General features: G+C 62.2%; 22 protein-coding genes, 4 tRNA genes and 1 pseudogene. 8 read left to right on the plus strand and 19 right to left on the minus strand.

Annotated features, from left to right (window positions below):
• Positions 1 to 249: 249 nt before the first annotated feature.
• Together ACSHWJ_RS10685 and ACSHWJ_RS10690 are read right to left on the minus strand one after the other, a co-directional pair.
• Entirely contained in the window at positions 250 to 1101 is an 852-nt protein-coding gene (locus tag ACSHWJ_RS10685; protein ID WP_218797267.1) for an aldo/keto reductase family protein, read from the minus strand.
• 4 nt (positions 1102 to 1105) lie between these two features.
• Positions 1106 to 1726: a class I SAM-dependent methyltransferase gene (locus ACSHWJ_RS10690; protein WP_036245771.1), complete on the minus strand. Its 621-nt coding sequence runs from the start codon at positions 1724 to 1726 to the stop codon at positions 1106 to 1108.
• Positions 1727 to 2203: 477 nt separating this feature from the next.
• On the opposite strand from ACSHWJ_RS10690, the gene ACSHWJ_RS10695 reads away from it, so the two are divergent.
• Entirely contained in the window at positions 2204 to 2518 is a 315-nt protein-coding gene (locus ACSHWJ_RS10695; protein ID WP_010959841.1) for a hypothetical protein, read from the plus strand.
• A gap of 20 nt (positions 2519 to 2538) precedes the next feature.
• Here the strand turns inward: ACSHWJ_RS10695 and ACSHWJ_RS10700 are convergent, their stop codons facing one another.
• Entirely contained in the window at positions 2539 to 2862 is a 324-nt protein-coding gene (locus ACSHWJ_RS10700; RefSeq protein ID WP_010959842.1) for a hypothetical protein, read from the minus strand.
• 19 nt (positions 2863 to 2881) lie between these two features.
• Positions 2882 to 4177, minus strand: coding sequence for an ammonium transporter (locus ACSHWJ_RS10705; protein ID WP_050998162.1), 1296 nt, complete (start codon positions 4175 to 4177; stop codon positions 2882 to 2884).
• 263 nt (positions 4178 to 4440) lie between these two features.
• Here ACSHWJ_RS10705 and ACSHWJ_RS10710 point away from each other — a divergent pair, with 263 nt between their 5' ends.
• Positions 4441 to 5691 carry a porin gene (locus tag ACSHWJ_RS10710; RefSeq protein ID WP_218797268.1) on the plus strand — a complete coding sequence of 417 codons (1251 nt, stop codon included), beginning with the start codon at positions 4441 to 4443 and terminating at the stop codon, positions 5689 to 5691.
• Positions 5692 to 5835: 144 nt separating this feature from the next.
• Positions 5836 to 5988, plus strand: coding sequence for a hypothetical protein (locus ACSHWJ_RS10715; RefSeq protein ID WP_154656608.1), 153 nt, complete (start codon positions 5836 to 5838; stop codon positions 5986 to 5988).
• Positions 5989 to 6478: 490 nt separating this feature from the next.
• Here the strand turns inward: ACSHWJ_RS10715 and ACSHWJ_RS10720 are convergent, their stop codons facing one another.
• Positions 6479 to 6751, minus strand: a complete 273-nt coding sequence (locus tag ACSHWJ_RS10720) for a hypothetical protein (RefSeq protein ID WP_154656607.1) — start codon at positions 6749 to 6751, stop codon at positions 6479 to 6481.
• A 581-nt stretch (positions 6752 to 7332) separates the two neighbouring features.
• Here ACSHWJ_RS10720 and ACSHWJ_RS10725 point away from each other — a divergent pair.
• Positions 7333 to 7521: pseudogene (locus tag ACSHWJ_RS10725) on the plus strand (carboxyvinyl-carboxyphosphonate phosphorylmutase); the annotation flags it as partial.
• Positions 7522 to 7555: 34 nt separating this feature from the next.
• On the opposite strand, the gene ACSHWJ_RS10730 reads toward ACSHWJ_RS10725, so the two are convergent.
• From ACSHWJ_RS10730 to ACSHWJ_RS10750, 5 genes are all read right to left on the minus strand, one after another.
• Positions 7556 to 8458 carry a TIGR01777 family oxidoreductase gene (locus tag ACSHWJ_RS10730; protein WP_432539776.1) on the minus strand — a complete coding sequence of 301 codons (903 nt, stop codon included), beginning with the start codon at positions 8456 to 8458 and terminating at the stop codon, positions 7556 to 7558.
• Positions 8459 to 8516: 58 nt separating this feature from the next.
• Positions 8517 to 8861: a 4a-hydroxytetrahydrobiopterin dehydratase gene (locus tag ACSHWJ_RS10735; RefSeq protein ID WP_010959847.1), complete on the minus strand. Its 345-nt coding sequence runs from the start codon at positions 8859 to 8861 to the stop codon at positions 8517 to 8519.
• 125 nt (positions 8862 to 8986) lie between these two features.
• Positions 8987 to 9667 (minus strand): NnrU family protein, encoded by a 681-nt coding sequence (locus ACSHWJ_RS10740; protein WP_432539777.1) that lies wholly within the window; start codon positions 9665 to 9667, stop codon positions 8987 to 8989.
• A gap of 152 nt (positions 9668 to 9819) precedes the next feature.
• The gene (locus tag ACSHWJ_RS10745; RefSeq protein ID WP_017364924.1) at positions 9820 to 10230 is read right to left on the minus strand and encodes a GFA family protein; all 411 of its coding nucleotides are present in this window, start codon (positions 10228 to 10230) and stop codon (positions 9820 to 9822) included.
• A gap of 154 nt (positions 10231 to 10384) precedes the next feature.
• Positions 10385 to 10741: a hypothetical protein gene (locus ACSHWJ_RS10750; RefSeq protein ID WP_041360703.1), complete on the minus strand. Its 357-nt coding sequence runs from the start codon at positions 10739 to 10741 to the stop codon at positions 10385 to 10387.
• 525 nt (positions 10742 to 11266) lie between these two features.
• Between ACSHWJ_RS10750 and ACSHWJ_RS10755 the strand changes: the two genes are divergently transcribed.
• The 3 genes from ACSHWJ_RS10755 (at position 11267) to ACSHWJ_RS10765 (ending at position 13688) form a co-directional block, all read left to right on the plus strand.
• A complete protein-coding gene (locus tag ACSHWJ_RS10755) occupies positions 11267 to 12214 on the plus strand; it encodes an HNH endonuclease (protein WP_432539778.1) in 948 nt (315 codons plus the stop codon).
• A 119-nt stretch (positions 12215 to 12333) separates the two neighbouring features.
• On the plus strand, positions 12334 to 12561 hold the full coding sequence (locus ACSHWJ_RS10760) for a transposase (protein ID WP_432539811.1): 228 nt from the start codon (positions 12334 to 12336) through the stop codon (positions 12559 to 12561).
• Complete coding sequence (locus ACSHWJ_RS10765; RefSeq protein ID WP_432539779.1) at positions 12531 to 13688, plus strand: GGDEF domain-containing protein; 1158 nt, start codon at positions 12531 to 12533, stop codon at positions 13686 to 13688. Before ACSHWJ_RS10760 ends, ACSHWJ_RS10765 begins: the two co-directional genes overlap by 31 nt.
• Positions 13689 to 14018: 330 nt before the next feature.
• Here ACSHWJ_RS10765 and ACSHWJ_RS10770 read toward each other — a convergent pair whose 3' ends face one another.
• The 7 genes from ACSHWJ_RS10770 to fchA all read right to left on the minus strand — a co-directional run bounded on the left by ACSHWJ_RS10770 (position 14019) and on the right by fchA (position 16865).
• Complete coding sequence (locus ACSHWJ_RS10770; protein ID WP_282213568.1) at positions 14019 to 14282, minus strand: hypothetical protein; 264 nt, start codon at positions 14280 to 14282, stop codon at positions 14019 to 14021.
• Entirely contained in the window at positions 14269 to 14868 is a 600-nt protein-coding gene (locus tag ACSHWJ_RS10775; RefSeq protein ID WP_432539780.1) for an excisionase family DNA-binding protein, read from the minus strand. The genes ACSHWJ_RS10770 and ACSHWJ_RS10775 overlap by 14 nt, the downstream gene beginning before the upstream one ends.
• Before the next feature lie 955 nt (positions 14869 to 15823).
• Positions 15824 to 15899, minus strand: a tRNA-Lys gene (locus ACSHWJ_RS10780).
• Between the two features lie 12 nt (positions 15900 to 15911).
• Positions 15912 to 15987, minus strand: a tRNA-His gene (locus ACSHWJ_RS10785).
• A gap of 9 nt (positions 15988 to 15996) precedes the next feature.
• Positions 15997 to 16073: transfer RNA gene (locus tag ACSHWJ_RS10790), tRNA-Arg, on the minus strand.
• Between the two features lie 6 nt (positions 16074 to 16079).
• Positions 16080 to 16156, minus strand: a tRNA-Pro gene (locus ACSHWJ_RS10795).
• Positions 16157 to 16241: 85 nt separating this feature from the next.
• A complete protein-coding gene (gene fchA / locus ACSHWJ_RS10800) occupies positions 16242 to 16865 on the minus strand; it encodes a methenyltetrahydrofolate cyclohydrolase (protein WP_010959855.1) in 624 nt (207 codons plus the stop codon).
• A gap of 127 nt (positions 16866 to 16992) precedes the next feature.
• Between fchA and ACSHWJ_RS10805 the strand changes: the two genes are divergently transcribed.
• Positions 16993 to 17853, plus strand: coding sequence for an NADP-dependent methylenetetrahydromethanopterin/methylenetetrahydrofolate dehydrogenase (locus ACSHWJ_RS10805; RefSeq protein WP_010959856.1), 861 nt, complete (start codon positions 16993 to 16995; stop codon positions 17851 to 17853).
• A 12-nt stretch (positions 17854 to 17865) separates the two neighbouring features.
• Here the strand turns inward: ACSHWJ_RS10805 and cysS are convergent, their stop codons facing one another.
• A complete protein-coding gene (gene cysS, locus ACSHWJ_RS10810; RefSeq protein ID WP_218800942.1) occupies positions 17866 to 19263 on the minus strand; it encodes a cysteine--tRNA ligase in 1398 nt (465 codons plus the stop codon).
• Between the two features lies 1 nt (position 19264).
• Positions 19265 to 20665 (minus strand): glutamate--tRNA ligase, encoded by a 1401-nt coding sequence (gene gltX, locus ACSHWJ_RS10815; protein WP_432539781.1) that lies wholly within the window; start codon positions 20663 to 20665, stop codon positions 19265 to 19267.
• Between the last annotated feature and the right edge of the window lie 108 nt (positions 20666 to 20773).

Raw genomic sequence — 20773 nt, forward strand, 5'->3', positions numbered from 1 at the left:
GTGGCGGGAGAAATCTGCCAGGGCATGCCGCTGACCTGGACTTTTTTCCTGGAAGACGGTCCGCTTGAGATAGAGAACTACTATCTCGACGTGCTGGCCCATGAGGCCGCGTTCCGTGCCGCCGGATTCCGGGAAATCCGCTGGCATGCTCCCAGGCTGTCTTCGGCGGGCGAGGCTTTCCGGTCGGATTTCCTCGATCATCCAACGGTGGCTTTCATCGAGTGCCTGAAATGGCAGCCCTTGGGGGCGTCAGGTCCTCAGCAGGCCGGAGACCGCGGCGCACTGATCCGGCGTCAGCTCGAATTCGAAGATCGCCAGGTCTTCCCGCATGTGGGCTTCCGATGCCGTTCCGGTCAAGGGGACGACGCCAATCTGGGTGAGATAGCGGAAGAACACCTGCGCTGGCGTGCGGCCGTGAGTCGCCGCCAGAGCCCGCAGCGTGGCATGGGCCAGGATCGAAGGGTTGGCGGTCAGGGTCCAGAAGCTCTGATAGACGATCCGGTTCTGCCGGCAGAACTCCCGGATCTCGCGGTCGTAGCGGGTCTCCGCATAGAAGCGGTTCTGCACCACGGCCGGCTTGACCCGGCTCCAGCGGTACAGGCGTTCCAGCAGTTCGGGCCGGTAGCAGTTGCTGATCCCCAGTTGCCGGGCGCCGCCGCCGTCGAAGACCGTTTCCATCGCCCGCCAGACGTCCAGCGTGTCCTTTTCCTTCGACAACGGCGAATGCAGGATCAGACAATCGAGATAGGAGGTGCGGAGATTCTTCAGCGAGCTTTCGAAGGACCGGGCGACTTGCTCGGCCAGGCTCGCCTTCGGATCGTAGGGCATCCGTTCGGGGTCCTGGCCGTCGACCGGGGTGAACTTGCTCTGGAGGTAGAGGTCGGCCCGTTCCAGGCCGGCATTCATGCACGCTGCGAGGCCGGCGCCGACACCCGGTTCGTCGTAATGCTTGGGCTGGCAGGCGGTGTCGATGCCGCGGAATCCGAGCGAGACGGCCTGTTCCACCAGGGCCGCGGTACGGTCCTTTTTCCAGGCCGTGCCGTAGACGATGCCGGGCATACGGACGCCGTAAGCGGACACCAGAAAGCCATCTTTTTGCATCGGATCAACCTCCGGTGCGGCGCCACACGCTGGCCAGCCAAGGCTGCTGGTCGCGCGGCAGGCCGGCGGGCCGGTAGTAGTGTTCCAGCTCCAGGAACCCGGCCGATGTCAGGAACCGGCGCCAGGTGTCGAGATCGTGATAGACGCCGTAGCGTCCGCGATTCCAGCCTTCCTCGTTCCGGCCCCTTGGATTCGAGGCGAACAGCACGCCTTCGGGTTTGAGCGCGGCGCGCAGCTCGCCGAGAACCCTCGGCAGTTCGCGGCTCGGCACGTGGAAAAGGGTCGCGTTGGCGAAAATGCCGTCGAAATGCTCCTCCGGCAGGTCGAGTTTGAGGAAATCCTGGTGCCAGACTTCACAACCGCTGTAATCCCTCGCCATCTCGACGAAACGGAAGGCGCCGTCCAGCCCGACGGCCCGGTGCCCCAGTTCGGTGAATGCCTTCAGGTCGCGCCCCGGTCCGCAGCCGAAATCCAGCACGGTGAACGGTGGCTCGGTCCGGATGTGGGAGAGCAGGGCGGCGATGTTCTGGCTGACGTCGTGATCGCGCGTGCCCTCGAAGAACGCCTCGGCGTTGCGTTCGTAATGTCCGAGGGTTTCGGCGGAAATCCGATCCAGGGGCTCCATGAATTCGTTCACCGCTATGCGAACGCTGTTGGGGGATGGGGTTAATCATACTATGGAGCTGGGTTATACGGGGCAATGCTTTTGGGGCCGCGACGGGCTCGCTGTGGTGAGCGATGCCGGAAACAGTGAACTGACCGGGCGGAGCGCAATATTGGCGCCGGCGGGTTTTCCGCAGGGATGGAATGCAGACGATTTGGCGCCTTCAGCCGCGAAAGCCACCCTACTGGTGTCATACTGGTGCCTTTAGACGGAGACCTCCAAGGTGCCCAAAAATTTTCCAAGGGTCGCCACATCCCTCGCCGAGGCCGCGCGCTGAACGGTGGGTACCTGGGTTGCTGGCAGTCGCTCCTGCAGAAGGCGCACAAGCCCATACGGAAAACCCCTCGAAAAAACGCCGCCCCGAAGCCCGGTAAAATCGGGAGCTCCAGGGAGCGACGGAAGTCGGAAGGCAAACACGGGATTTCAGGACGGCAAGGCATGAACCATATCGATACATTGATCCGCTTGATCAACCAGGGATTTTCGGCTCAAGTAATGCTGAAGGACGGCAGCATGATCCGGGGATTCCGCCCACATGACATCATCGCCAGGGGCGGCGTGTCGGCGGGGGTCGTCGTGGCGCGCGGCCTGGTCGGCGGAGAAGACCGGATCGTTCCTCTGTGCGACGTCAGCGGCGTCTTCAGCGAGCGTCCGCGCCGGGTACTCACGACGGACGCCGGATTCTTCCAGCGCAACCCCGTGCCGCGGGGATGGACCCGGCTACATCCCCTAGCCGTCTCCGACGGTAACTGAACGGCTCCACCGCGCCGGGCTCAGCGTGGAGCGCAGAGCTGCCGGGCGGCGTCGGAGACCGGCTCGATCTTCCCGGCCGCGTCGATCCGCCACCGGTAGCGTGCCTCCATCGCCTTGGAGATCCGCAGACTGCGCTCCAGGTCACGATGGTCGTCCTCGACGAACACCCGCCAGCCCAGGTCGCGTCGGCTGTGGCTCTGGATTTCCTCCTGGAGGCGTTGGCCGACGGTGGCTCCCGCGCAGGTGGCGGCTTCGACCTTGGCGATGTCTGCGGCTTCGTCCCCGACGGCCGCAGGCAAGGGCATCAGTGCCAGCCAGAAAAGGACGATCAGAATCCTGCTCATGGGCTTTCCGGTCGGGCCGTCAGAAGTGATAAGCCTTGCTGTTGTGCAGGGCGACGTCCAGTCCTTCGGTTTCCTGGTCGGGGGTCACCCGCAGGCCGATGGTGCGGTCCAGAATCTTCAGCAACAGCCAGCTGATGAGCCCGCTCCAGGCGGCAACCGAGCCTACCGCGAGAATCTGGGTCAGGGTTTGCTGGCCGATCGTCAGACCCGTGGTGATGCCGGCGCCGCCCAGCGCCTCGGCGGCGAAGGGCGCGGTCAGCACGGTGCCGATCATGCCGCCGACGCCGTGCACCGGAAAGACGTCCAAGGTGTCGTCGATTTGCAGCGAGCGCTTGATCCAGTGAATGGCGCCGAAGCAGATCACGCCGGCCGCCGTGCCCATGGCGATGGCGCCAAGCGGTCCGACGAACCCGGCCGCCGGCGAGATCACGCCCAGGCCGGCGATCATGCCGGTCAGGGCGCCGAGCAGGGTCGGTTTGCCGAAACTCCGCCACTCCACCGCCATCCACACCAGCGCGCCAACCGAGGCGCCGATGTGGGTGGTCAGCATGGCCATGCCCGCTGCGCCGGTCGCCATCAGAGCGCTGCCGGCGCTGAAACCATGCCAGCCCACCGCCAGGATTCCGGCGCCGATCGCGGTCAGGGTCAGGTTGTGGGGTGGCAGGAGGGTGCGCGGATAGCCCCGGCGCGGCCCCAGCATCCAGGCGCCTACCAGGGCGGACACGCCGGCGGTGGTATGCACGACCACGCCGCCGGCGAAATCGATGGCGCCGATCCGCGCCAGCCAGCCTTCCCCCCACACCCAATGGCAGACCGGCACATAGACCAGCAGGGTCCAGATCCCGGTGAACCAGAGCGTGACCGAAAACTTCATGCGTTCCACGATGGCGCCGATCATCAGGGCAGGGGCAAAGATCGCGAAGGTCAGGTGGTACATGCAGTACACCACCTCCGGCAGGTTGCCGTTCAGCGAGTCGGCTTTCAGTCCCAGCAGGAACAGGCGTTTGCCGCCGCCGATCCAGGCCTGCAGTTCGCCGCCGTCGGTCAGTGCCAGGGTATAGCCGGCGATCACCCAGAGCACCGAGACCAGTGAAGTCGCGGTGAAAATCTGCACCATGACGGACAACACGTTCTTGGTCCGTACCAGTCCCGCATAGAGCAGGGCGAGACCCGGCATCGTCATGAACAGCACCAGTCCCGTCGAGGTGAGTATCCAGGCGGTGTCCGCGGCGTTCGGACCTTCGGGTGCGGCCAGCACGGGCCAAGTCAGGCCTGACAGGGCCAAGACTCTCATCATGGCGACTGGAAATTTCATCTTCTCCCCCTTCACCGGCCCGGCCGTCCGGCTTTCGATCACGTTATTGAGGCACCGGCTCCGCTGCGGTGCAAGATTGAGCACCATAAGCGTGCGTTCGTGCGGTAACTATGCACCATGATTGCGCGATCTGCATCAACGCCGCGTCGGAATTCACGGAACTGACAGTTTTTCAATTAGTTGAATCATGGTACGCGTCATGCTTGGGCGTTTCGGATTGTTGAACCGTGAAGCAACCGGACGGCCATCGAGCTCGATGCACCATGGTGAATCTCTTTTCCTTACGGATGCGGGGACCGATCCTCGCCGGAGCCGCCCTGTTATGGGTCGCCAGCGGTATGGCACCGGTGTCCGGAGCTGGCCTGGAACAAGCGCGCGGGGTGTTCGAAATGCTGCCGGATGGCATGAATCCGAACGGCGCCGATTGGATGCAAAGCCTGCGGCTCACCTTGGGGGGCTGGATCGATGCCGGCCTCACCCACAATTTCGATGAACCCGGCTCCGGTTACAACGGTCCGGTGACCTTCTCCGATCGGTCGGACGAGTTTCAGCCGAATCAGGTCTATCTTTACCTCGAACGCGCGGTCGACCGCCAGGGAGAAAGCTTCGACCTGGGTGGCAGGCTGGACCTGCTGTACGGCACCGACGCCTGGTTCAGCCAGGCCTTCGGCGATCCTCAGGGAAGCTGGGACCGGCAGATCAGCGACAACAACCGCTACAGCCTGGCGGTGCCCCAGGCCTATCTGGAGGCGCTGGTGCCGGTGGGGCGCGGCCTCGCGGTCAAGCTGGGTCATTTCTACACCGTGGTCGGCGTGGAATCCGTCATGGCGCCGGAAAACTTCTTCTATTCCCATTCCTACGCCATGCAGTACGGGGAGCCCTTCACCCACACCGGTATCCGTTTCAGCTACCAGCCCACCGACAACCTGCTGCTGGATGCGGCTACAGTGACCGGCAGCCAGTTCGCCGGTTGGGACGGCGTATTCGACCACAGTCTGGAGAACTGGGCCTTCGTCGGCGGCGGTACCTGGACCAGCGATTCCGGCGAGACCTCCCTGTCGATCAACGGCTCGAACGGCACCGTGACCACCGTGCCCCGCGGCGAGCTGGGCTTCTATAGCCTGGTTGCGCAGCACGACCTCACCCTGCGGCTGCACGCCATCCTCCAGCACGATCACGGCTGGATCAGCGGGGACGGCCAAACTTCGAGTTGGTATGGCCTGGTCCAGTACCTCTCCTACGATCTGGCGGACGATCTGTCACTCGGTCTGCGCGGCGAATGGTTCCGCGACGACGACGGCGTCCGCGTGCTGTCGCCGGCACGGGCACCGACGATGGGACTGGGTCCCGGCAGCTACTATGCCGTGACCGCCGGCGTGAAATGGTCGCCGCTTCCCTGGCTGACCGCGCGGCCCAACCTGCGCTACGACTGGTCCGACGGCACCCGTCCCTTCGACGATGGCAACGCGACTTCCCAGATCCTGCTGTCGGCCGATGTCATCGTGTCATTCTGATTCCCTGCTTCACGCCCCGTGAAGGCGGGCGTAATCCATTCAAGCCGGCGGCCTGAACATATCACGTCGCGGTTCAAGAACGGGCCGGGCGCTGGCGCGCCATCCTGCAATGGCTGTCGGCAATTAGTGACCACGGTCATCATCATGGCTGCGTTGACGGTCTACGGCGGCAGGGAGTTCTGGACCGGCGCGCACTTCGCCTATGCCCTGACCGTAGCGGTGCTAGGCGGTTTCATCGCACCGGTGGCGCGCGATCTGGTCGCGGCCATGGAAAGCCTGCGGAACCGGCCGCGATGATCGCGGCGGACGGCGAGCTTTCGGTCCGTCGGCGGACCGGTGGTCAGGGTCGCCGAACGGCCGGCGGGCTGGCTGCGCGGTGCGCATCGCGTGATCCTTCTGGTCTACGGCTACAACAAACAGCCAGTGCGAGTCCTGCGCGGTGTTCCGGCAGTTTCTGGATCACCTTCCGTACGGCATCGGGCGGGTCGGGCGTTTCTTCTGGCTGGGCGACGCCGACTTCGGTTTCTTCCAATGGCTCGATTTCTTGAGTTAGCCCACGGAGATTCCCGACGCCAAAAGTTCAGTTTGATGACCGTCATTGCGCTGGCGCCACGGGCCTGTAAACGCTCAAAATTCAACAGGCGCATGGTTGTCTTGGTCACGTTCGGGGAAGTGCTGTCGTGATGGTTAACGCGAAGCTCAGGAGCGTCAAAAAGGCGCTAGCCTTTTTGACGTCGACTGGAGCGACTGGTTATGTGCATTCTTGGTGTTCATTGCCATTTCTTCCTCACTGGCCACGCTTTACACCATTTTCAAACGTATACCAGCAATTTTTCACGCAGGAAATCCAATGATGTTTGTTGCTGTCACGCCCAGAAGCTTCCTTCGCATACGCGATTATTTCCTTAAGCTTCCCAGATAAATAAGGGTCAATTATTCCCGTCAATTCAGATGCGATGAACTCCAAGCGCCTTAACGGGTGCTGCGCTTCATTTTTCGTAGATGCGTACATAACCTCATCGACGAGTTGGCGCAGTTCACTTAGTCTGCTGGTGTTCAAGCTAACCTCCGTTCGAGTACATAACAATTGATTGAATCGTTTCCGTATAGCTTCCTGAAATTTTTATCATGCTGCCTGCCGTGTGACAACACACGCCTTGAATTGCTTGGTCTATCCTTCTGTCTATTATCCCTTCACACCGAGATAGACTGATCTGGATTGCATGGCATGCTGGCCATTCCCACGGAACTGGTCCGTCTCTACGAGACCCAGCTGGCGCGGCATGGCGTCCTTGTGCAACAGCGCCGGTAATGTCGACTTTGATCCGCAGACGCGATTCGGGAAATTGTTTTCGGCCAAATTCTTAATGGCAACGCTGACGTGTCGAAGGCGAGTGGCAGCGCCGTGGACACCAAAAGGGAATCTCCCTCTGCACTTTAACACTGGTGGTGAAAAGCAGTTCGCCTTCTTCGCGCCCTTTTTCAGCACCGTTCATGGAGAGGGTTATGGATAATGACGGACCGCTCTCGCCCTGCTCGGCCCCCGGCGCTATCTTCAGTTTTCCTCATAGGCCCGATGCACGATGACCTCCCCGCCGCCAAATCATGCCAGATACTCGCCCCCGTCCCGGCATCCGCGTCATGCCCGGCTGCCACGACGCCATGTCGGCCCGACTGGTCGAGCAGGCGGGCTTCGAGAAGGGTTTCATGAGCGGGTTCGCCGTTTCGGCCGACCGGCTCGCCCTGCCCCACACCGGTCTTCTGTCCTGCGGGGAATTGGCGGACCAGGGGCGGGCCATCTGTGCCGCGGTGTCCATCCCGATGTTCGGTGACGGGGACGGAAGTGGTCTGCCGGCATGGGGGCCTAACGCCCGAGGGCGTCGCGCAGCGCGTTTTCGAGGTGCTCGTAGCGGAAACGGAACGGCTCCTGCTGCAGGCGTTTCGGTATTACCCGCTGTCCGCCGAGCAGCAGCTCCGCCGTCTCGCCCAAGGCCAGCCGGAGCGTGAACGCCGGCACCGGCAATGGCGCAGGCCGGTTGAGGAGGCGCGCCAGGCATTCGGTGAACTCGCGGTTGGTGACTGGATTGGGTGCGGTCGCGTTGAACGCGCCCTCCAGGTGTGCGCCCTCGATCAGGTATTCGGTGATGGCGATGTGATCGTCGAGGTGGATCCAGCTCATCCACTGGCGGCCGTCCCCGATGCGGCCGCCGAGGCCCAGCCTGAACAGGGGCAGCATCCGCTGGAGAAAGCCGCCATTCCGGCCGACGACCAGCCCGGTCCGCAGCATGCAGACCCGGACTCCATGTCCGGCGGCCCGGGAGGCAGCCTCCTCCCAGGCCGCACACAGGCGGTGGCCGAAGCCGTCACCGTGCGCGGATTCCTCGTCGAGCAGGGTATCGCCCCGGTTGCCGTAATAACCGACCGCCGAGCCGCTGATCAGCACCGGGGGCTTGCTCTCGGCCCGTGCGATGTAATCGACCAGTGCCGTGGTCAGTCCGACTCGGCTTTCCCACAACAGGCGTTTGCGCGCTTCGGTCCAGCGTTTGTCGGCGATGGGTTCGCCGGCTAGGTTGACCACGGCGTCGAAGCCGGCCTGCGGGGAAAGCGAGTCGATGGCGGCAACCGGCATTACCGTCTCGCCGCACAGGCGTCGCACCGTGTCGGGCGCCTGCCGGCTGAGAACGGTCAGCCGGTGGCCGCGCTCCAACAGGCGACGGCACAGGCTTCTGCCGATGAAGCCCGTACCCCCGGTGACGAGGAGATGCATGGCGGATCCCCCCTGATTTCGGGTGAATCGGGGACGGCCACGGCCCGGAGCGGGCCCTCTAGGCTTCTGCCGCCAGCTCGTCGACCTTGGCGGCCATGATGAAGTCGTTCTCGTGGAGTCCATTGATCTTGTGGGTCTGGAACTCCACTCTGCAATAGCCCCACCCGATCCCGATGTCCGGGTGATGCCCCTCCGCCTCGCACAACTCGCCGACCTTCCGGGCGAAGTCCAGCGCTTCCATGAAATTCTCGAATCGGAACGTCCTTTTCAGCTTGGTCGCGGCGTCCTTGAGCTCCCACCGGGGCACATGGACGAGGAGTTTTTCGGCTTCCTCCGCGGTCAACGGGGGAATGCCGCCCTGGCAGGGGGTGCATTGTTTCGCTGTGAGAGAGCAGGCATCCATGATGACACCTCGTGCTGTGGTAGGGGTTCGAGCAGACCGGCGGGGGCCGCCGGAGCACCAAGATTACGTGGATCCGGACCGCACAGGCAAGGCCAGGCTGGCCCGTCGTGTGTTCGCCCGCCGGCTCAGAATAACGGTGAGACGCCGAAAATCTTCGTGTGGAAGTGGAGCATGGCGAGATACAGGGCCATGGCGATGCCCAGCCGCTGCCACCCGATCTCGCCGAGTTCGAGCCGATTGCGCCCTTCCTTGATGGCCATGAAAGGAACGTTGGAAGTGGCGGCGGCAAAGCGCTCCCAGCGGTCGCCATAGGCCCGCCGGCGCTTGGCATCGATCGAGCGCGTGCCGAACAGGCACAGCGCCAGCAGCGAACCGAACAGCAGCAGGGCGGCCACGTCGCCGTTGGCGATCACGTGGACCAGCGCCCACAGGGAGAGTCCCCACAGGAACGGATGGCGGGTGATCCGGAGAATGCCCCTGGCGGCTTCGGCATCGTTCAGCACGCTTTCGCCGGACACCGCCGTGGGATTCGGGGTGGTGAGCCCGGCGACCACGAAGATGAAGGACACCAGCATCAGGACCGCGGCGATCGGCTTGAATCCGGTGAGCTGGCCCCAGGTTTCGACATAGGGCGCCTGACGGTATGCGAACACGACCCACCCGAGCGCGAGCAAGGACAGCACCGAAAATGCGGCGCGGAAGGCTTGTTCGCCCCGGTAGGCGACGAGCCGGTCGCGCAGGCCGGTGCCGGAAATGAGGAAGTGGATGCCGACGAAGAACAGCATGGCCAGGGCAAGGTTCAACATGGGATTCTCCTGGAAAGGGCCTCGATTCCGGCTTTCGGACATCGAGGCGGATACCCGGGCAAGTCTGGTACCTTGCGGCGGCCGGTGTTCCCCGTCCCGAACCGTCCGCGCCCGGATTGGCGACTCGTCGCACTCATGCCACGCGCCAGCGCTCAGCCCGGATATTCGGCATGGCGCGGTAAGGCATCCCCGTCGCAAGACCAATGGGCTCTCGAATCCCAGAATATCCGCGCCTGCGGTTGGATCGGGGCTTCGTCGTCCAGGGAGCCGGCTGGTATGACGACACCGTCGATTTCCGGAACGTATCGGGCGACCTGACTTCCGCAGCGACTGCAAAACTGCCGGGTGAACCGTTTGGCCTCGGGAACCTTGAATTGCTTCAGCAAGGATTGGCCGTCCGCAAACACCAGTTCCGCATTCGCGAGGAACAGATTGGTCGCATGTCCGGTTCCTGACGACTTCCGGCATCGGGAACAATGACAATGATAGAAGCGTTGAGGGTCACCTTTGACTTCATATTTCACTGCGCCGCAAAGGCAACTGCCTTTGAGTGAGACCGACATACAACCTCCTGTGACGATCGGGAAATGAGAACCGTTGTGGTGAAGACATGGCCTCGAGCCGCGGGAGCCGTTCGAAGCCCGGGCGTGATCGCGGTCGGTCGATCATGGAGTCCTTCCGGTTCGTTCGGCATGGAAACCTCCCAGAGTCCGTCCCTCAGTCCGGTTCGTCGAGCGCCCATCGCTGCAGTTTATGATCGACGAAGACCAGTTCGTAAGCCGTGGTGTCCGGTACCAGCCACCAGGTGACGGTGAAAGTCGGGAGACCCAGCAGGAGGTTCCGGACGGCCGTATTTCTGCCGTACAGGTCATACAAGCGGACCACGGTGTTCCTGCCTTCCGCCGTTTCCCCCTCGTGCAGGGTCACATAATGGGAGTCGAGCACCTGGTCGACCTGCTGTTCGGTCATCCCTGCCGTAAGTTTGTCGAGATCACCGCTGTTGTGCTTCGCCGGTAGCACGATGCCGCAGCCGGAAAGCAAAGAAGCCGTGCAAACCGCGATCAAGGCTTTCATGGATTCTCCCAAGGACGTCGATGAAAAAATGCCGAAGCCGGTCGCCGGGACGGGTCCAGGATTCATCCTACACCGAATGCGCCCGGAAGGCGCGCATGATCGCCCGGGCACTTCCAGGCGGTTACACTTGAGCCAGTGTGCTTTGGGCATGCCGATGCCGAACAGGGCATGGCCTCCCCGTGTGCCGTGCCAATTTTTCCCATGAGGGCGGTCGTGTCGGTCGCCGCTTCACGTTTCGCAACATCGAACGGAGAACGGCCGGGCTGCTCGCGGTCTCTGGTTTGCCAGCGTACCTCGTTCGGGCTGATTGTGCACATCTTGCCGATTCGCCGCTCAATCAGGCGGTTGGCGGATCATATTCTTCGGTTTGCGTGATATCGTCTTTCCGGGGAGAATTCATTATTCAATTGCTCGCAGATAATAACGATTTGGCGGACGGCTACGCCGCCAAACTTCCCGCTGCACCCGACGGGCTGCCGCCCGCAGGTGAGCGGGGCATTGTGCCGCCCCTTGTAGGTCGAAAAATTGGGTCAAAATATGCCATCGGATAACGACAAGATTGAATTACTCGTCAAGCGGATAAAATATGCCCCGAGTCGAGAATGGGTCAATTCATATTTTGAATTGGTGAAACGGATCATCAAAATAACAGGATTGGATAACGATGATCCTCGACTTGTCATGTCTTTGTCGCCGAATAGTACAGGCTGGCGTTTTCCGGTTACCATCAATAATCGCTATGTTGTTGCTTTGCGAAAAAAGAAAGAAAATGAACAAACAAAACTATATGTTGGCTTGATTTTTACTGCCTCCGCCAGAGAAATCCCTCAATTGATGGATAGTCCAGATCTGGGTAAGTGGGGGCAATTTAGAAACTTGCGCGGTGAAGATTCTGACCCGCCTTATTTCTTGCGCTTCGGCAATTTCCATGAATTGCTTTATTGGCTGGAGACATCTGAGCAAATCTACCAAAGTTGGAGTGAAGCACTTTTGGCAGAAGTCGGACGGGCTAAATCTTCGCCGTATCGAAAATCTCACGAGCCGCTTATGTATAAAATGGCGGTTGATGTGAATTTTAGAGCAGAAATTTTAGATAGGGTTTACACGGAAAGTAAACCTGGTTTGGGATTGTTGCCTGAACAAATAGACGAGCCTCAAGAGTTTTACGAAGGTGCATCAAAGTCTATTACGGTAAATGCTTATGAGCGTAATCCGCAAGCCAGAAACGCTTGTATTGAACACTACGGCGCAAAATGTATTATTTGCGGCTTTGTTTTCCATGAAAAGTATGGCGAAATCGGAAAAGGTTTTATCCATGTTCACCATATAAAACCTTTGGGCGAAATTTGTGCAGAATATCAAGTTGACCCAATCAATGATTTATGCCCAGTTTGTCCCAATTGCCATGCAATGCTGCACATGAGAAAGCCACCGTATAGCCTAAACGAAATCCGGGCTATGCTCAAAAGGTAAAAGTCTTGCAAAGCCAAAAGCGGTACAACATTGCGTGCAGGTGGACTGGGGGTGATGTGCCCCGTTTTAGTGGAAGGAGAGATAAATCCTTCACGCTGCGAATGGAGGCAATGATGACAATGAGTGCGACACGACGAACATACGGCAGCGCGCTCAAGAGCGACGCGGTTGAACTCGCTGCGAGGAGTGGCAGGCCGATAGCCGAAGTCGAACGCGGGTTGGGGCTGTCGGAGGGGCTGCTTAAGCAGTGGGTGCGAAAGGCCAAACGGGATGGAGAAGCAGCATTTCCCGGCCACGGTCGCCTGAAAGCGAAAGAATGGATCCCTATACCTTCTATACCCTCCTGACGCTGGCTTCGGTGGGAAAGGCCGGCATGATTCTGCTGGTCGCTCCCCAATATCCCGGCCGGATCACCCGCGGCATGCATGCGTGGGCATTGGGCGGGCTGATGATGGGGATGAATTTCGCGCTTTTCGTCCTGACCGCGAGATCGCTGGTTCCGGAACCGGTCGCACTGGGTGGGGCGGTCACGCTCGGGATCGGCGGAACCCTCCTGGTTTTCGTCGCCGTGCAGGAGCTCCGGGAGCGCGTCTACGGCAAGTTCGCACTGCTGGGCGTGTTCGTGTTTGCCGCCGTCGCTAACGCCTACACCCTCCACGCCGGTCACGACGGGCTCCGCATCAGCGTCAACAGCGTATTGGCCGCTGCGGTGTTCTTCATGATTGCACACGCTCTGCTGCGTCCAGATCCTCCCTCTGGCCGGTCGATTTACCGGGTCACCGGTTTCCTGGCGCTCGCCATCAGCGTGGTATTGGCGATCCGGGCGGTGAGTCCGCTCATCCTGGATTCACCCATCGTCCATCCCATGGACGAAAACTGGGTGCAGCAGTTGACGTACTCCGCCATCCTGGTCGGAAACGTCCTGGGTTCTCTGTGCTTCGGTCTGATCGTCGCCGAGGAGCTCAATGCCGAATTGCATCAGCTGGCATCGTTCGACTCGCTCACACGGATCTATAACCGGCGAGTGTTCGAAAACCTCGCCACCGATGAACTGCTTCGGGCTCGCACGAAGCGGGTGCCGGTCTCGCTGCTCATGATCGACATCGATCATTTCAAGCAGGTCAACGACCGGCACGGTCATGCCGCGGGCGATGCCGCCCTCGTCCGGGTTGCGGAGACCATGGAAGAAAGCCTGCGGCACCGAGATCTGCTCTGCCGCTACGGCGGCGAGGAATTCGGCGTTCTGTTGCCGGCCACCGGGCGGGCCCAGGCACAGCGCATCGCTGAACGCCTGCGCCTGGCGACGATGCACGCCGGCTTCCTCTACGGCGGAGAAGCCATACCGCTCACCGTGAGCATCGGTGTCGCCTGTATCGAAGGGCCACCCTACGATTTGTCCCTGCTCAAGCATGATGCCGACCGTGCCCTGTACGTCGCCAAACAGGCCGGGCGCAACCGAGTGGCGGTCGTCTGACGACGGATGCAATGCGCCGGGTCATCGCCGCCGATCGAATCGCCGTAGGCGGGTTTCCCCGGGGGCAGGGAGCGATCCCAGGTACGGTCTCGTTTCATCCGGCCCCGGGATCCGCCGCGCGCAGCACCTCGTACCAGCGGCCGGCCATCGACTGGCCGCCGCTTCGTCCCGGAGACGTGCTCGCCGTGACTCCCGGAGCCGTTCGTTCAGCCGGCCGAATCCCGCACGCTCTCGTTCCAGCCTTGGCCCGGGCCGGGTCTTCCCCTCAGTGCGCACGACGTCGAGGGCGGCGAAGTCGGAGGGTCATGTCAAAAGCGGCTCGATCCACTCTCACCGCTCGTCCTTGACCATGACGAACCGGCAACGGCCTTGCGACAGGTTGGCCCACAACCTCCCGATCGAGCGATCGTCCTCAGCCCCGTTCCAGCGATCGGCCCCCTTGTGCCCCACCGCCAGAACTACTCCGGGCCTGTCTGCACTGCCGGGCAACTGGCATAGAAAATCGGGATAGAACCGGCCATCGGCCGTGGGTGCGGCGTCGACGGGAGACAGGTCCCACGGATACTCCAGCACCTCCGGGTCATCGAATGACACAAATCGAGCCCCCTCTCCCTCTGGGAGAGGGTTGGGGGTGAGGGAAGCCGGTGCCGGTTTCGGCGAACCAGACGAACTTGGCCAGTTGCGCGAATGTCACGTCGCGGCGGATCTGGCCGTCGGCGCCGAACAGCGGTTCGGCGGACAGGCGGCAGAACTGGAAACCGCCGCCCAGTCCTTCGACGGCTTTCTCTCCTCTCCCGCTGGCGGGAGAGGGGGAAGAGAAAGTCCATCTCCCGCAAGGAGGAGAGGAGGGCAGGAAAGCTCCGGTACCGGTTCCAGCAGGCGGAACGGCACTTCCTTGTGGTGTTTGACGACGGCTTCCTTGCCGATCCAGTTGAGTGTGGGTATTCAGGCCATCCCTCCATTTTTTCGCGGCGATGCAGGGGCGGCATCGCCATGTTTTTTCTTCATCCGCGCCTCCCGCTCGTACCCATTCATCCACCTCGGAAATCTCGGATTTCCACGGGCGACCAGGCCGGTGTGCCGGCAGCCCCTTGCGGTCGATCCACCGGTAAATCGAATCACGCGTCACGCCCGGATGCTCGACGGATACCCAAGGTTCAGTCATCGCCGGACTCCTCATGCAGTCGGATTGGATCGCATGAAATCGGCCTGCGTGGCGAACCCTTCAATCTGTCAGGCCTCAGCGGACAGGGGGTAGGGGTTCGATGCGAGGTGCATCGTAAATGACTGGACTTCCCTTTGTAACGAGGCGTTCGGGGTTGCGTCGCCGGTCATTCCCTGGAACCAGCGATGAAGCCCAGGGCAAAAACCGCCCTCGATGCCTGTCTTGCACACGCCAAGGTCATCGAAGGGCTGCTGGCCGGGGGCCCGTCGCGAAATCCTCGGGCGGCAGGGCATTCCAGAAACGGGGGACCATCTCTCGCCCCGGCACCTCGCTGGCAGCCGGCGTCGCTGCGACGTGCCACCTCCCGAAGCCTTGCCAATACGGTGTTCTGACGAACCCTGAAAAAAGCCTGCGCAAGGTCGGCTTGGGGGAGGGGGTGAGGCGATCTTTTTTCCACCCCGCGAAAATCCGCCCTGAGCGGTCCGCTTACCGCTCCAGGCCGAAAATGACGATCCCGGTGATCAGTGCGGCGATGAGCGTCGTGCCGATGAGGAAAGGAAAGAGCAGATCGCGCCGGTGCCGCCGGATATACCGTCTCATTCTTCGTTTGAGCGCTTGGAGTTCTACCATACGGTGGTCCCCCTCCTCTTTGGGAAGAATGCAAGAACCATAGTCCAGCTACGGCGAAAGTCATGCGACGATTCAAGGCAATGGTGGGTTTCCCGGATAAAAACAATCGCTTTGACGGTGCTTGTACCGTCATTTCAGGAGAGTAGGGTGTCTTGCGGCTCGATGAACGAGGTGCGGTCGCCGGATCAGGATTCCAACGCCGTCACGGGTTTCGTAGCGGGGCTCTGCGGGAGACGGTCACCGGTCGCCGTGCGTGATCTCCCCGGTCATTCGACCGTGAAGACGACGGAGCGCTTGCGCACCTTACGCCGGAAGTCGTCGGGGACGCCATTGATTGAATTGGTGGGCCATGTAGGGATCGAACCTACGACAAACGGATTAAGAGTCCGCTGCTCTACCAGCTGAGCTAATGGCCCGTGACACGGGGATGGGGTGACCGATGGGGCTCGAACCCACGACAACCGGAATCACAATCCGGGACTCTACCGACTGAGCTACGGTCACCACTGAAATTGGCGCGCCTGGCAGGACTCGAACCTGCGACCCTCGGCTTAGAAGGCCGATGCTCTATCCGGCTGAGCTACAAGCGCTTGAACTGGTCGGGGTAGAGGGATTCGAACCCCCGACATTCTGCTCCCAAAGCAGACGCGCTACCAGACTGCGCTATACCCCGGATGAGCTTGCCGAACCTCGTCGATGCGCCACTCAAAGAGTGGGGAATTCTATAGTCTCAGGACGGGTCCGTCAATCTCGATGTCTCAAAGATTCGCTCTCACCGTTTCGAAAACGGCATGGGCTTTCGCCTCGCCCTCTTCCAGCAGGGCCTCGAGCCGATCCACCCGCTCCCGGGCGAAAGCTTCGTCTTTCACACCCTTGGCGTTGACGTAGACATTCAGTGCCGCGCTCTTGAGGGCGGCATGGGCAGCCATGACGGCCACGCCGGCGTCGCTGATCAGGTTGCGGTTGCCTTTTTGGGCGGCAGTCTCGCTCAGCCCGATGATGTCCAGGCAGAGACGGGCGCAGGCCAAAGGGACCTCGGTCGCGGCTTTCAGCGCTTCCTGTATGGCCGTGCTGCGTGCGACCTTGTCCTCCTCCGTTTCGCGAGGCAGGGCGTAGGCAGCCATGACCCGGTCGAATGCTTCGATATCCGCCCGGATCATGTCGATGGACTGCGCCCGCAAGGCGTCCGCTCTTGCCAGGACGTCGGCCATTTCGGCTTCGACGGCTTCGTAGTTCTTCTTGCCCACCGTCAGGTTGCACACCATGCCGACCAGAGCCGCTCCCATCGCGCCCATGATGGCCGCCGCACTGCCGCCACCGGGCGTCGCCGACTTGCTGGCGAGTTCGTCGAGAAACTGCTGGATCGGCTGGTCCTGGATCATGGCGCGCGCGGTGCTTGAGAAAACGACGGTCGATCATTATAAGCAAGCCCTTCGGCTGGCGTAAAATCACGAGTCGACGCACCGTGTGCCGATCACTGGGAACAACCCCAAGTACGAACCTTAGACCATGAAAAAACTGCTGTTTCAATTCGATACCGACCTGCATCCGTCCGTTTTCGATACCGTCGTGGGCTACGACGGTGGCGCCGATCAGGTCATTGCCCATGGGCATTTGACGCCCGACAACGTCGGCCCGCTGGTGGAGGGAACCATCTTCACCCGCGCGCCCAAGGACAAGAAGAACACCGCCATATTCGTGGGCGGCAGCGACCTGGTGGCAGGGCAAAATCTGTTGCGGGCGGTGCGGAAGAAGTTTTTCGCCGATTTCCGGGTGTCGGTGATGCTGGACAGCAACGGCAGCAATACCACCGCGGCGGCCGGGGTCGCCAAGCTGGCTTCGAGCGGTACGCTGGCGGGCAAGAAGGCGGTGGTGCTGGCGGGCACCGGTCCGGTGGGCCAGCGGGCGGCGGTGATGCTGGCGAAGGAGGGTTGTTCGGAGGTGGTCATCACCTCGCGGCAGATGGCCCGCGCCGAGCACGCCTGTGCCGAGATGAAGGCGCGTTTCGGGGTCGATCTGGTGCCGGTCGAGGCATTCGACGACGACGCGCGTGCCGCGGCGATCGCCGACGCCCAGATCGTGTTCGCCACCGGGGCGGCGGGGGTACGGCTGTTGGAAGAATGTCACTGGCGCGACCGCCCCGACCTGGAGCTGCTGGCCGATGCCAACGCCACTCCCCCCTTGGGGTTGGGCGGAACCGACATGATGGACCGGGGCACGGACCGGCACGGTAAGATCGTTTGGGGAGCGATCGGATTCGGCACCCTCAAGCTGGCCGTGCATCGGGCCTGTATCGCCAAGCTATTCGAGCGTAACGATCAGGTGTTCGACGCGGAGGAAATTTTCGCGCTGGCCAAGACCATGGCCTGAGCGCCGGTCTTCTCATTCGCGCCGCCAGGTCGTGCCGGCGGCGGAGTCTTCCAGGATGATTCCCTGGGCCTTGAGTTCGTCCCGGATGCGGTCGGACTCGGCCCAGTTCTTGGCTTTGCGGGCCTCGAGGCGTGCCCGGATCCGTGTCTCGATGTCCGCATCGCTCAAGCCCGAACCGCCGGCATCGCTCTTGAAATAGGCTTCCGGGTCGGTCTGCAACAAACCCAAGACGTTTCCCAGGGATTTCAGTGTCGCCCCCAGCGCCGCGGCCTTGGCCGGCTCCGCCGCCTTGTGGCGATTGATCTCGCGTGCCAGGTCGAAGAGCACGGCGATGGCTTCGGGAGTGTTGAAGTCGTCTTGCATGGCGTCCGCGAAACGGGAGGAGAAGCCCTCATCCCGGTCCTCTCCCAGGGGGGGAGGGAGGTCTGGAGCCAGGCCGCGCAGTGCGGTGTAAAGGCGCGACAGTGCCGCGGCGGCCTCGTCGAGGTTTTCGTCTGAATAGTTCAGCGGGCTGCGGTAATGGCTGTTGAGGATGAAGAAGCGCACCACCTCCGGTCGGTAGCGGGCCAGTATCTCGCGCACGGTGAAGAAGTTGCCCAGCGATTTGGACATCTTCTCCTCGTTGATCCGCACGAAGCCGTTGTGCATCCAGTAATTGACGAAATGCTCGCCGGTCGCCCCTTCCGACTGGGCGATCTCGTTTTCGTGGTGGGGGAATTGCAGGTCCATGCCGCCGCCGTGGATGTCGAAATGGGCGCCTAGGCAGCGGGTCGACATGGCTGAGCATTCGATGTGCCAGCCGGGACGGCCCGGGCCCCAGGGGGATGCCCAGAACGGCTCGCCCGGCTTGGCCGATTTCCAGAGCACGAAGTCCAGCGGATCGCGTTTGGCTTCATCCACTTCGATCCGTTCGCCCGCTCGCAGCTCGTCAAGGTTCTTGCCCGACAGCCGGCCGTAGTTGGGGAAGCTCGCCACCGCGTAGAACACGTCGCCGTTGCTGCCGACATAGGCGTGGCCGCGCTCGATCAGTGTGCCGATCATCGCCAGGATGTCGTCGATGGACTCGGTGGCGCGCGGTTCGTGATCGGGCGGCAGCACGCCCAGCGCGCGCTCGTCTTCGTGCATCGCCTCGATGAAGCGGGCCGTCAACGCGCCGATGGTTTCCCCGTTTTCCACCGCCCGCCTGATGATCTTGTCATCGATGTCGGTGACGTTGCGGACATAGGTTACTTTCAACCCCAAGTGCCGCAGGTAGCGCGCCACCATGTCGAACACCACCATGACCCGGGCATGCCCCAGATGGCAGTAGTCGTATACCGTCATGCCGCACACGTACATGCGGACACGACGGGGCTCGAGAGGGCGGAATTCCTCCTTCTGCCGGGTCAGGCTGTTGTATATCTTGAGCATGTCATTCCGATTCGTAGGTGAACTCGGCCAGCCGCCGGTGCAGGCGCGGCTTGTCGAGCATCTGATAGATCTTCGCCAGCTCCGGCCCGTCCAGGCTGCCGGTCAGCGCCGCCCGCAGCGGCAGGAACAGGTGCTTTCCTTTGGCGCCGCTGCGCCGTTTCAGCCCGGCGAGGAAGGCGGCGAAATCGTCCGGGGACTCCGTCGCGGCATCGATGGCCGCCAGGTAAAACGCCTCACCGGCCGCCTGCGCCACCGCGGCGATGTCGGCCGCCAGTTCCAGCTCGTCGGTGAACAGGATACGGGCCCAGGCATCCGCCTGTTTGGGGAACAGACAGTTGCTGCGGACGAGGTCCAGGAAACCGGCGCGGTGAGCGTCCGGCACCACGGCCCGGGTTTCGGTATGGAGCCAATGCCAGAGGGTGTCGTCGGCAGCGCCGCGCACCGCCAGGCCTTGCCAATGGTCGAGGTGGGACACGTCGAAACGTGCCGGCGAGCGGCCCAGCCGGCGGATGTCGAACCCGGCCCGCAGCGCGGGGAGTCCCAGCAGTTCCGCGCTATCATAATGGTGGCCGAGCCGTGCCAGCATGTTGACCACGGCTTCGGGAAAATAGCCTTCCTCGCGCAGCTGCTTGATGCTGCGGCTGCCGTTGCGCTTGGACAGCGGCGCGCCGTCGTCGCCGACGATGAGCGAGATGTGGGCGTAGCGGGGCCGGGGGAGATCCAGGGCGGCGAGAATCATGAGCTGGCGCGGGGTGTTGGCGAGGTGATCCTCGCCCCGCAGCACCCTCGTGATGCCCATCAGCGCATCGTCGATGGCATTGCAGAAGAAGAAGGCGGGGCTGCCGTCGGCGCGGCGGATGATGAAGTCACCGATGTCCTCCCCGGCGAAGCGCTGCGGCCCACGGACCTCATCCTCGAATTCCACCACCCGGTCTTTCGGTACCCTGAAGCGCAGGGTCGCGGCCAGCCCCTCCTCATGCCTGCGGCGGACTTCGTCGGCCGGGAGATGGGCGCACCGTCCCGAATAGCGCGGCGGCCGGCCGGAGCCCAACTGCACCTTGCGTGAAACCTCGAGTTCCAGCGGGGTGCAGAAGCAGGGATAGGCCAGTCCCTTTTCCTCCAAGAGACGGTAATAGGTTGCGTAGATTTCGCCGCGCCGCGACTGATACCAGTCCGGATCCGGTTCGGCGCCGCGCGGCCCTTCCTGCCAGTCCAGACCGAGCCAGCGCAGGTCGTTCATCAATTCGGCGACGAATTCGGCACGGCTGCGCTCAAGGTCGGTGTCCTCGATCCTGAGCACGAAGACGTCGCCTCCGAGAGCGCTGAAGAGCGCAGTGCGCGCATTGCCGAGATGGATCAGCCCGGTCGGGCTGGGCGCGAATCGCGTCTTGATGGCGGACATGGTGCGGATGGCGGAACGGACGAGTGGCCGGAAAACAGCATCAAAGAGTAACGGCAACGAGCGAGCACCCGCAAGCCGAGGTGGCTCGTTCCGCAGTTTGCCATCCTC

Origin of the sequence: Methylococcus sp. S1M, assembly GCF_051295855.1 — a bacterium.
In the GTDB taxonomy this organism is placed as follows: Bacteria; Pseudomonadota; Gammaproteobacteria; order Methylococcales; family Methylococcaceae; genus Methylococcus; species Methylococcus capsulatus.

Excerpts from the sequence above, each read along its gene's own strand:
- ACSHWJ_RS10685 (WP_218797267.1), bottom strand. The coding sequence starts at position 1,101 with ATGCAAAAAGATGGCTTTCTGGTGTCCGCTTACGGCGTCCGTATGCCC.
- ACSHWJ_RS10690 (WP_036245771.1), bottom strand. The coding sequence starts at position 1,726 with ATGGAGCCCCTGGATCGGATTTCCGCCGAAACCCTCGGACATTACGAA.
- ACSHWJ_RS10695 (WP_010959841.1), top strand. The coding sequence starts at position 2,204 with ATGAACCATATCGATACATTGATCCGCTTGATCAACCAGGGATTTTCG.
- ACSHWJ_RS10700 (WP_010959842.1), bottom strand. The coding sequence starts at position 2,862 with ATGAGCAGGATTCTGATCGTCCTTTTCTGGCTGGCACTGATGCCCTTG.
- ACSHWJ_RS10705 (WP_050998162.1), bottom strand. The coding sequence starts at position 4,177 with ATGAAATTTCCAGTCGCCATGATGAGAGTCTTGGCCCTGTCAGGCCTG.
- ACSHWJ_RS10710 (WP_218797268.1), top strand. The coding sequence starts at position 4,441 with ATGGTGAATCTCTTTTCCTTACGGATGCGGGGACCGATCCTCGCCGGA.
- ACSHWJ_RS10715 (WP_154656608.1), top strand. The coding sequence starts at position 5,836 with ATGGCTGCGTTGACGGTCTACGGCGGCAGGGAGTTCTGGACCGGCGCG.
- ACSHWJ_RS10730 (WP_432539776.1), bottom strand. The coding sequence starts at position 8,458 with ATGCATCTCCTCGTCACCGGGGGTACGGGCTTCATCGGCAGAAGCCTG.
- ACSHWJ_RS10735 (WP_010959847.1), bottom strand. The coding sequence starts at position 8,861 with ATGGATGCCTGCTCTCTCACAGCGAAACAATGCACCCCCTGCCAGGGC.
- ACSHWJ_RS10740 (WP_432539777.1), bottom strand. The coding sequence starts at position 9,667 with ATGTTGAACCTTGCCCTGGCCATGCTGTTCTTCGTCGGCATCCACTTC.
- ACSHWJ_RS10745 (WP_017364924.1), bottom strand. The coding sequence starts at position 10,230 with ATGTCGGTCTCACTCAAAGGCAGTTGCCTTTGCGGCGCAGTGAAATAT.
- ACSHWJ_RS10750 (WP_041360703.1), bottom strand. The coding sequence starts at position 10,741 with ATGAAAGCCTTGATCGCGGTTTGCACGGCTTCTTTGCTTTCCGGCTGC.
- ACSHWJ_RS10760 (WP_432539811.1), top strand. The coding sequence starts at position 12,334 with ATGAGTGCGACACGACGAACATACGGCAGCGCGCTCAAGAGCGACGCG.
- ACSHWJ_RS10765 (WP_432539779.1), top strand. The coding sequence starts at position 12,531 with ATGGATCCCTATACCTTCTATACCCTCCTGACGCTGGCTTCGGTGGGA.
- ACSHWJ_RS10775 (WP_432539780.1), bottom strand. The coding sequence starts at position 14,868 with ATGAGGAGTCCGGCGATGACTGAACCTTGGGTATCCGTCGAGCATCCG.
- fchA (WP_010959855.1), bottom strand. The coding sequence starts at position 16,865 with ATGATCCAGGACCAGCCGATCCAGCAGTTTCTCGACGAACTCGCCAGC.
- ACSHWJ_RS10805 (WP_010959856.1), top strand. The coding sequence starts at position 16,993 with ATGAAAAAACTGCTGTTTCAATTCGATACCGACCTGCATCCGTCCGTT.
- cysS (WP_218800942.1), bottom strand. The coding sequence starts at position 19,263 with ATGCTCAAGATATACAACAGCCTGACCCGGCAGAAGGAGGAATTCCGC.
- gltX (WP_432539781.1), bottom strand. The coding sequence starts at position 20,665 with ATGTCCGCCATCAAGACGCGATTCGCGCCCAGCCCGACCGGGCTGATC.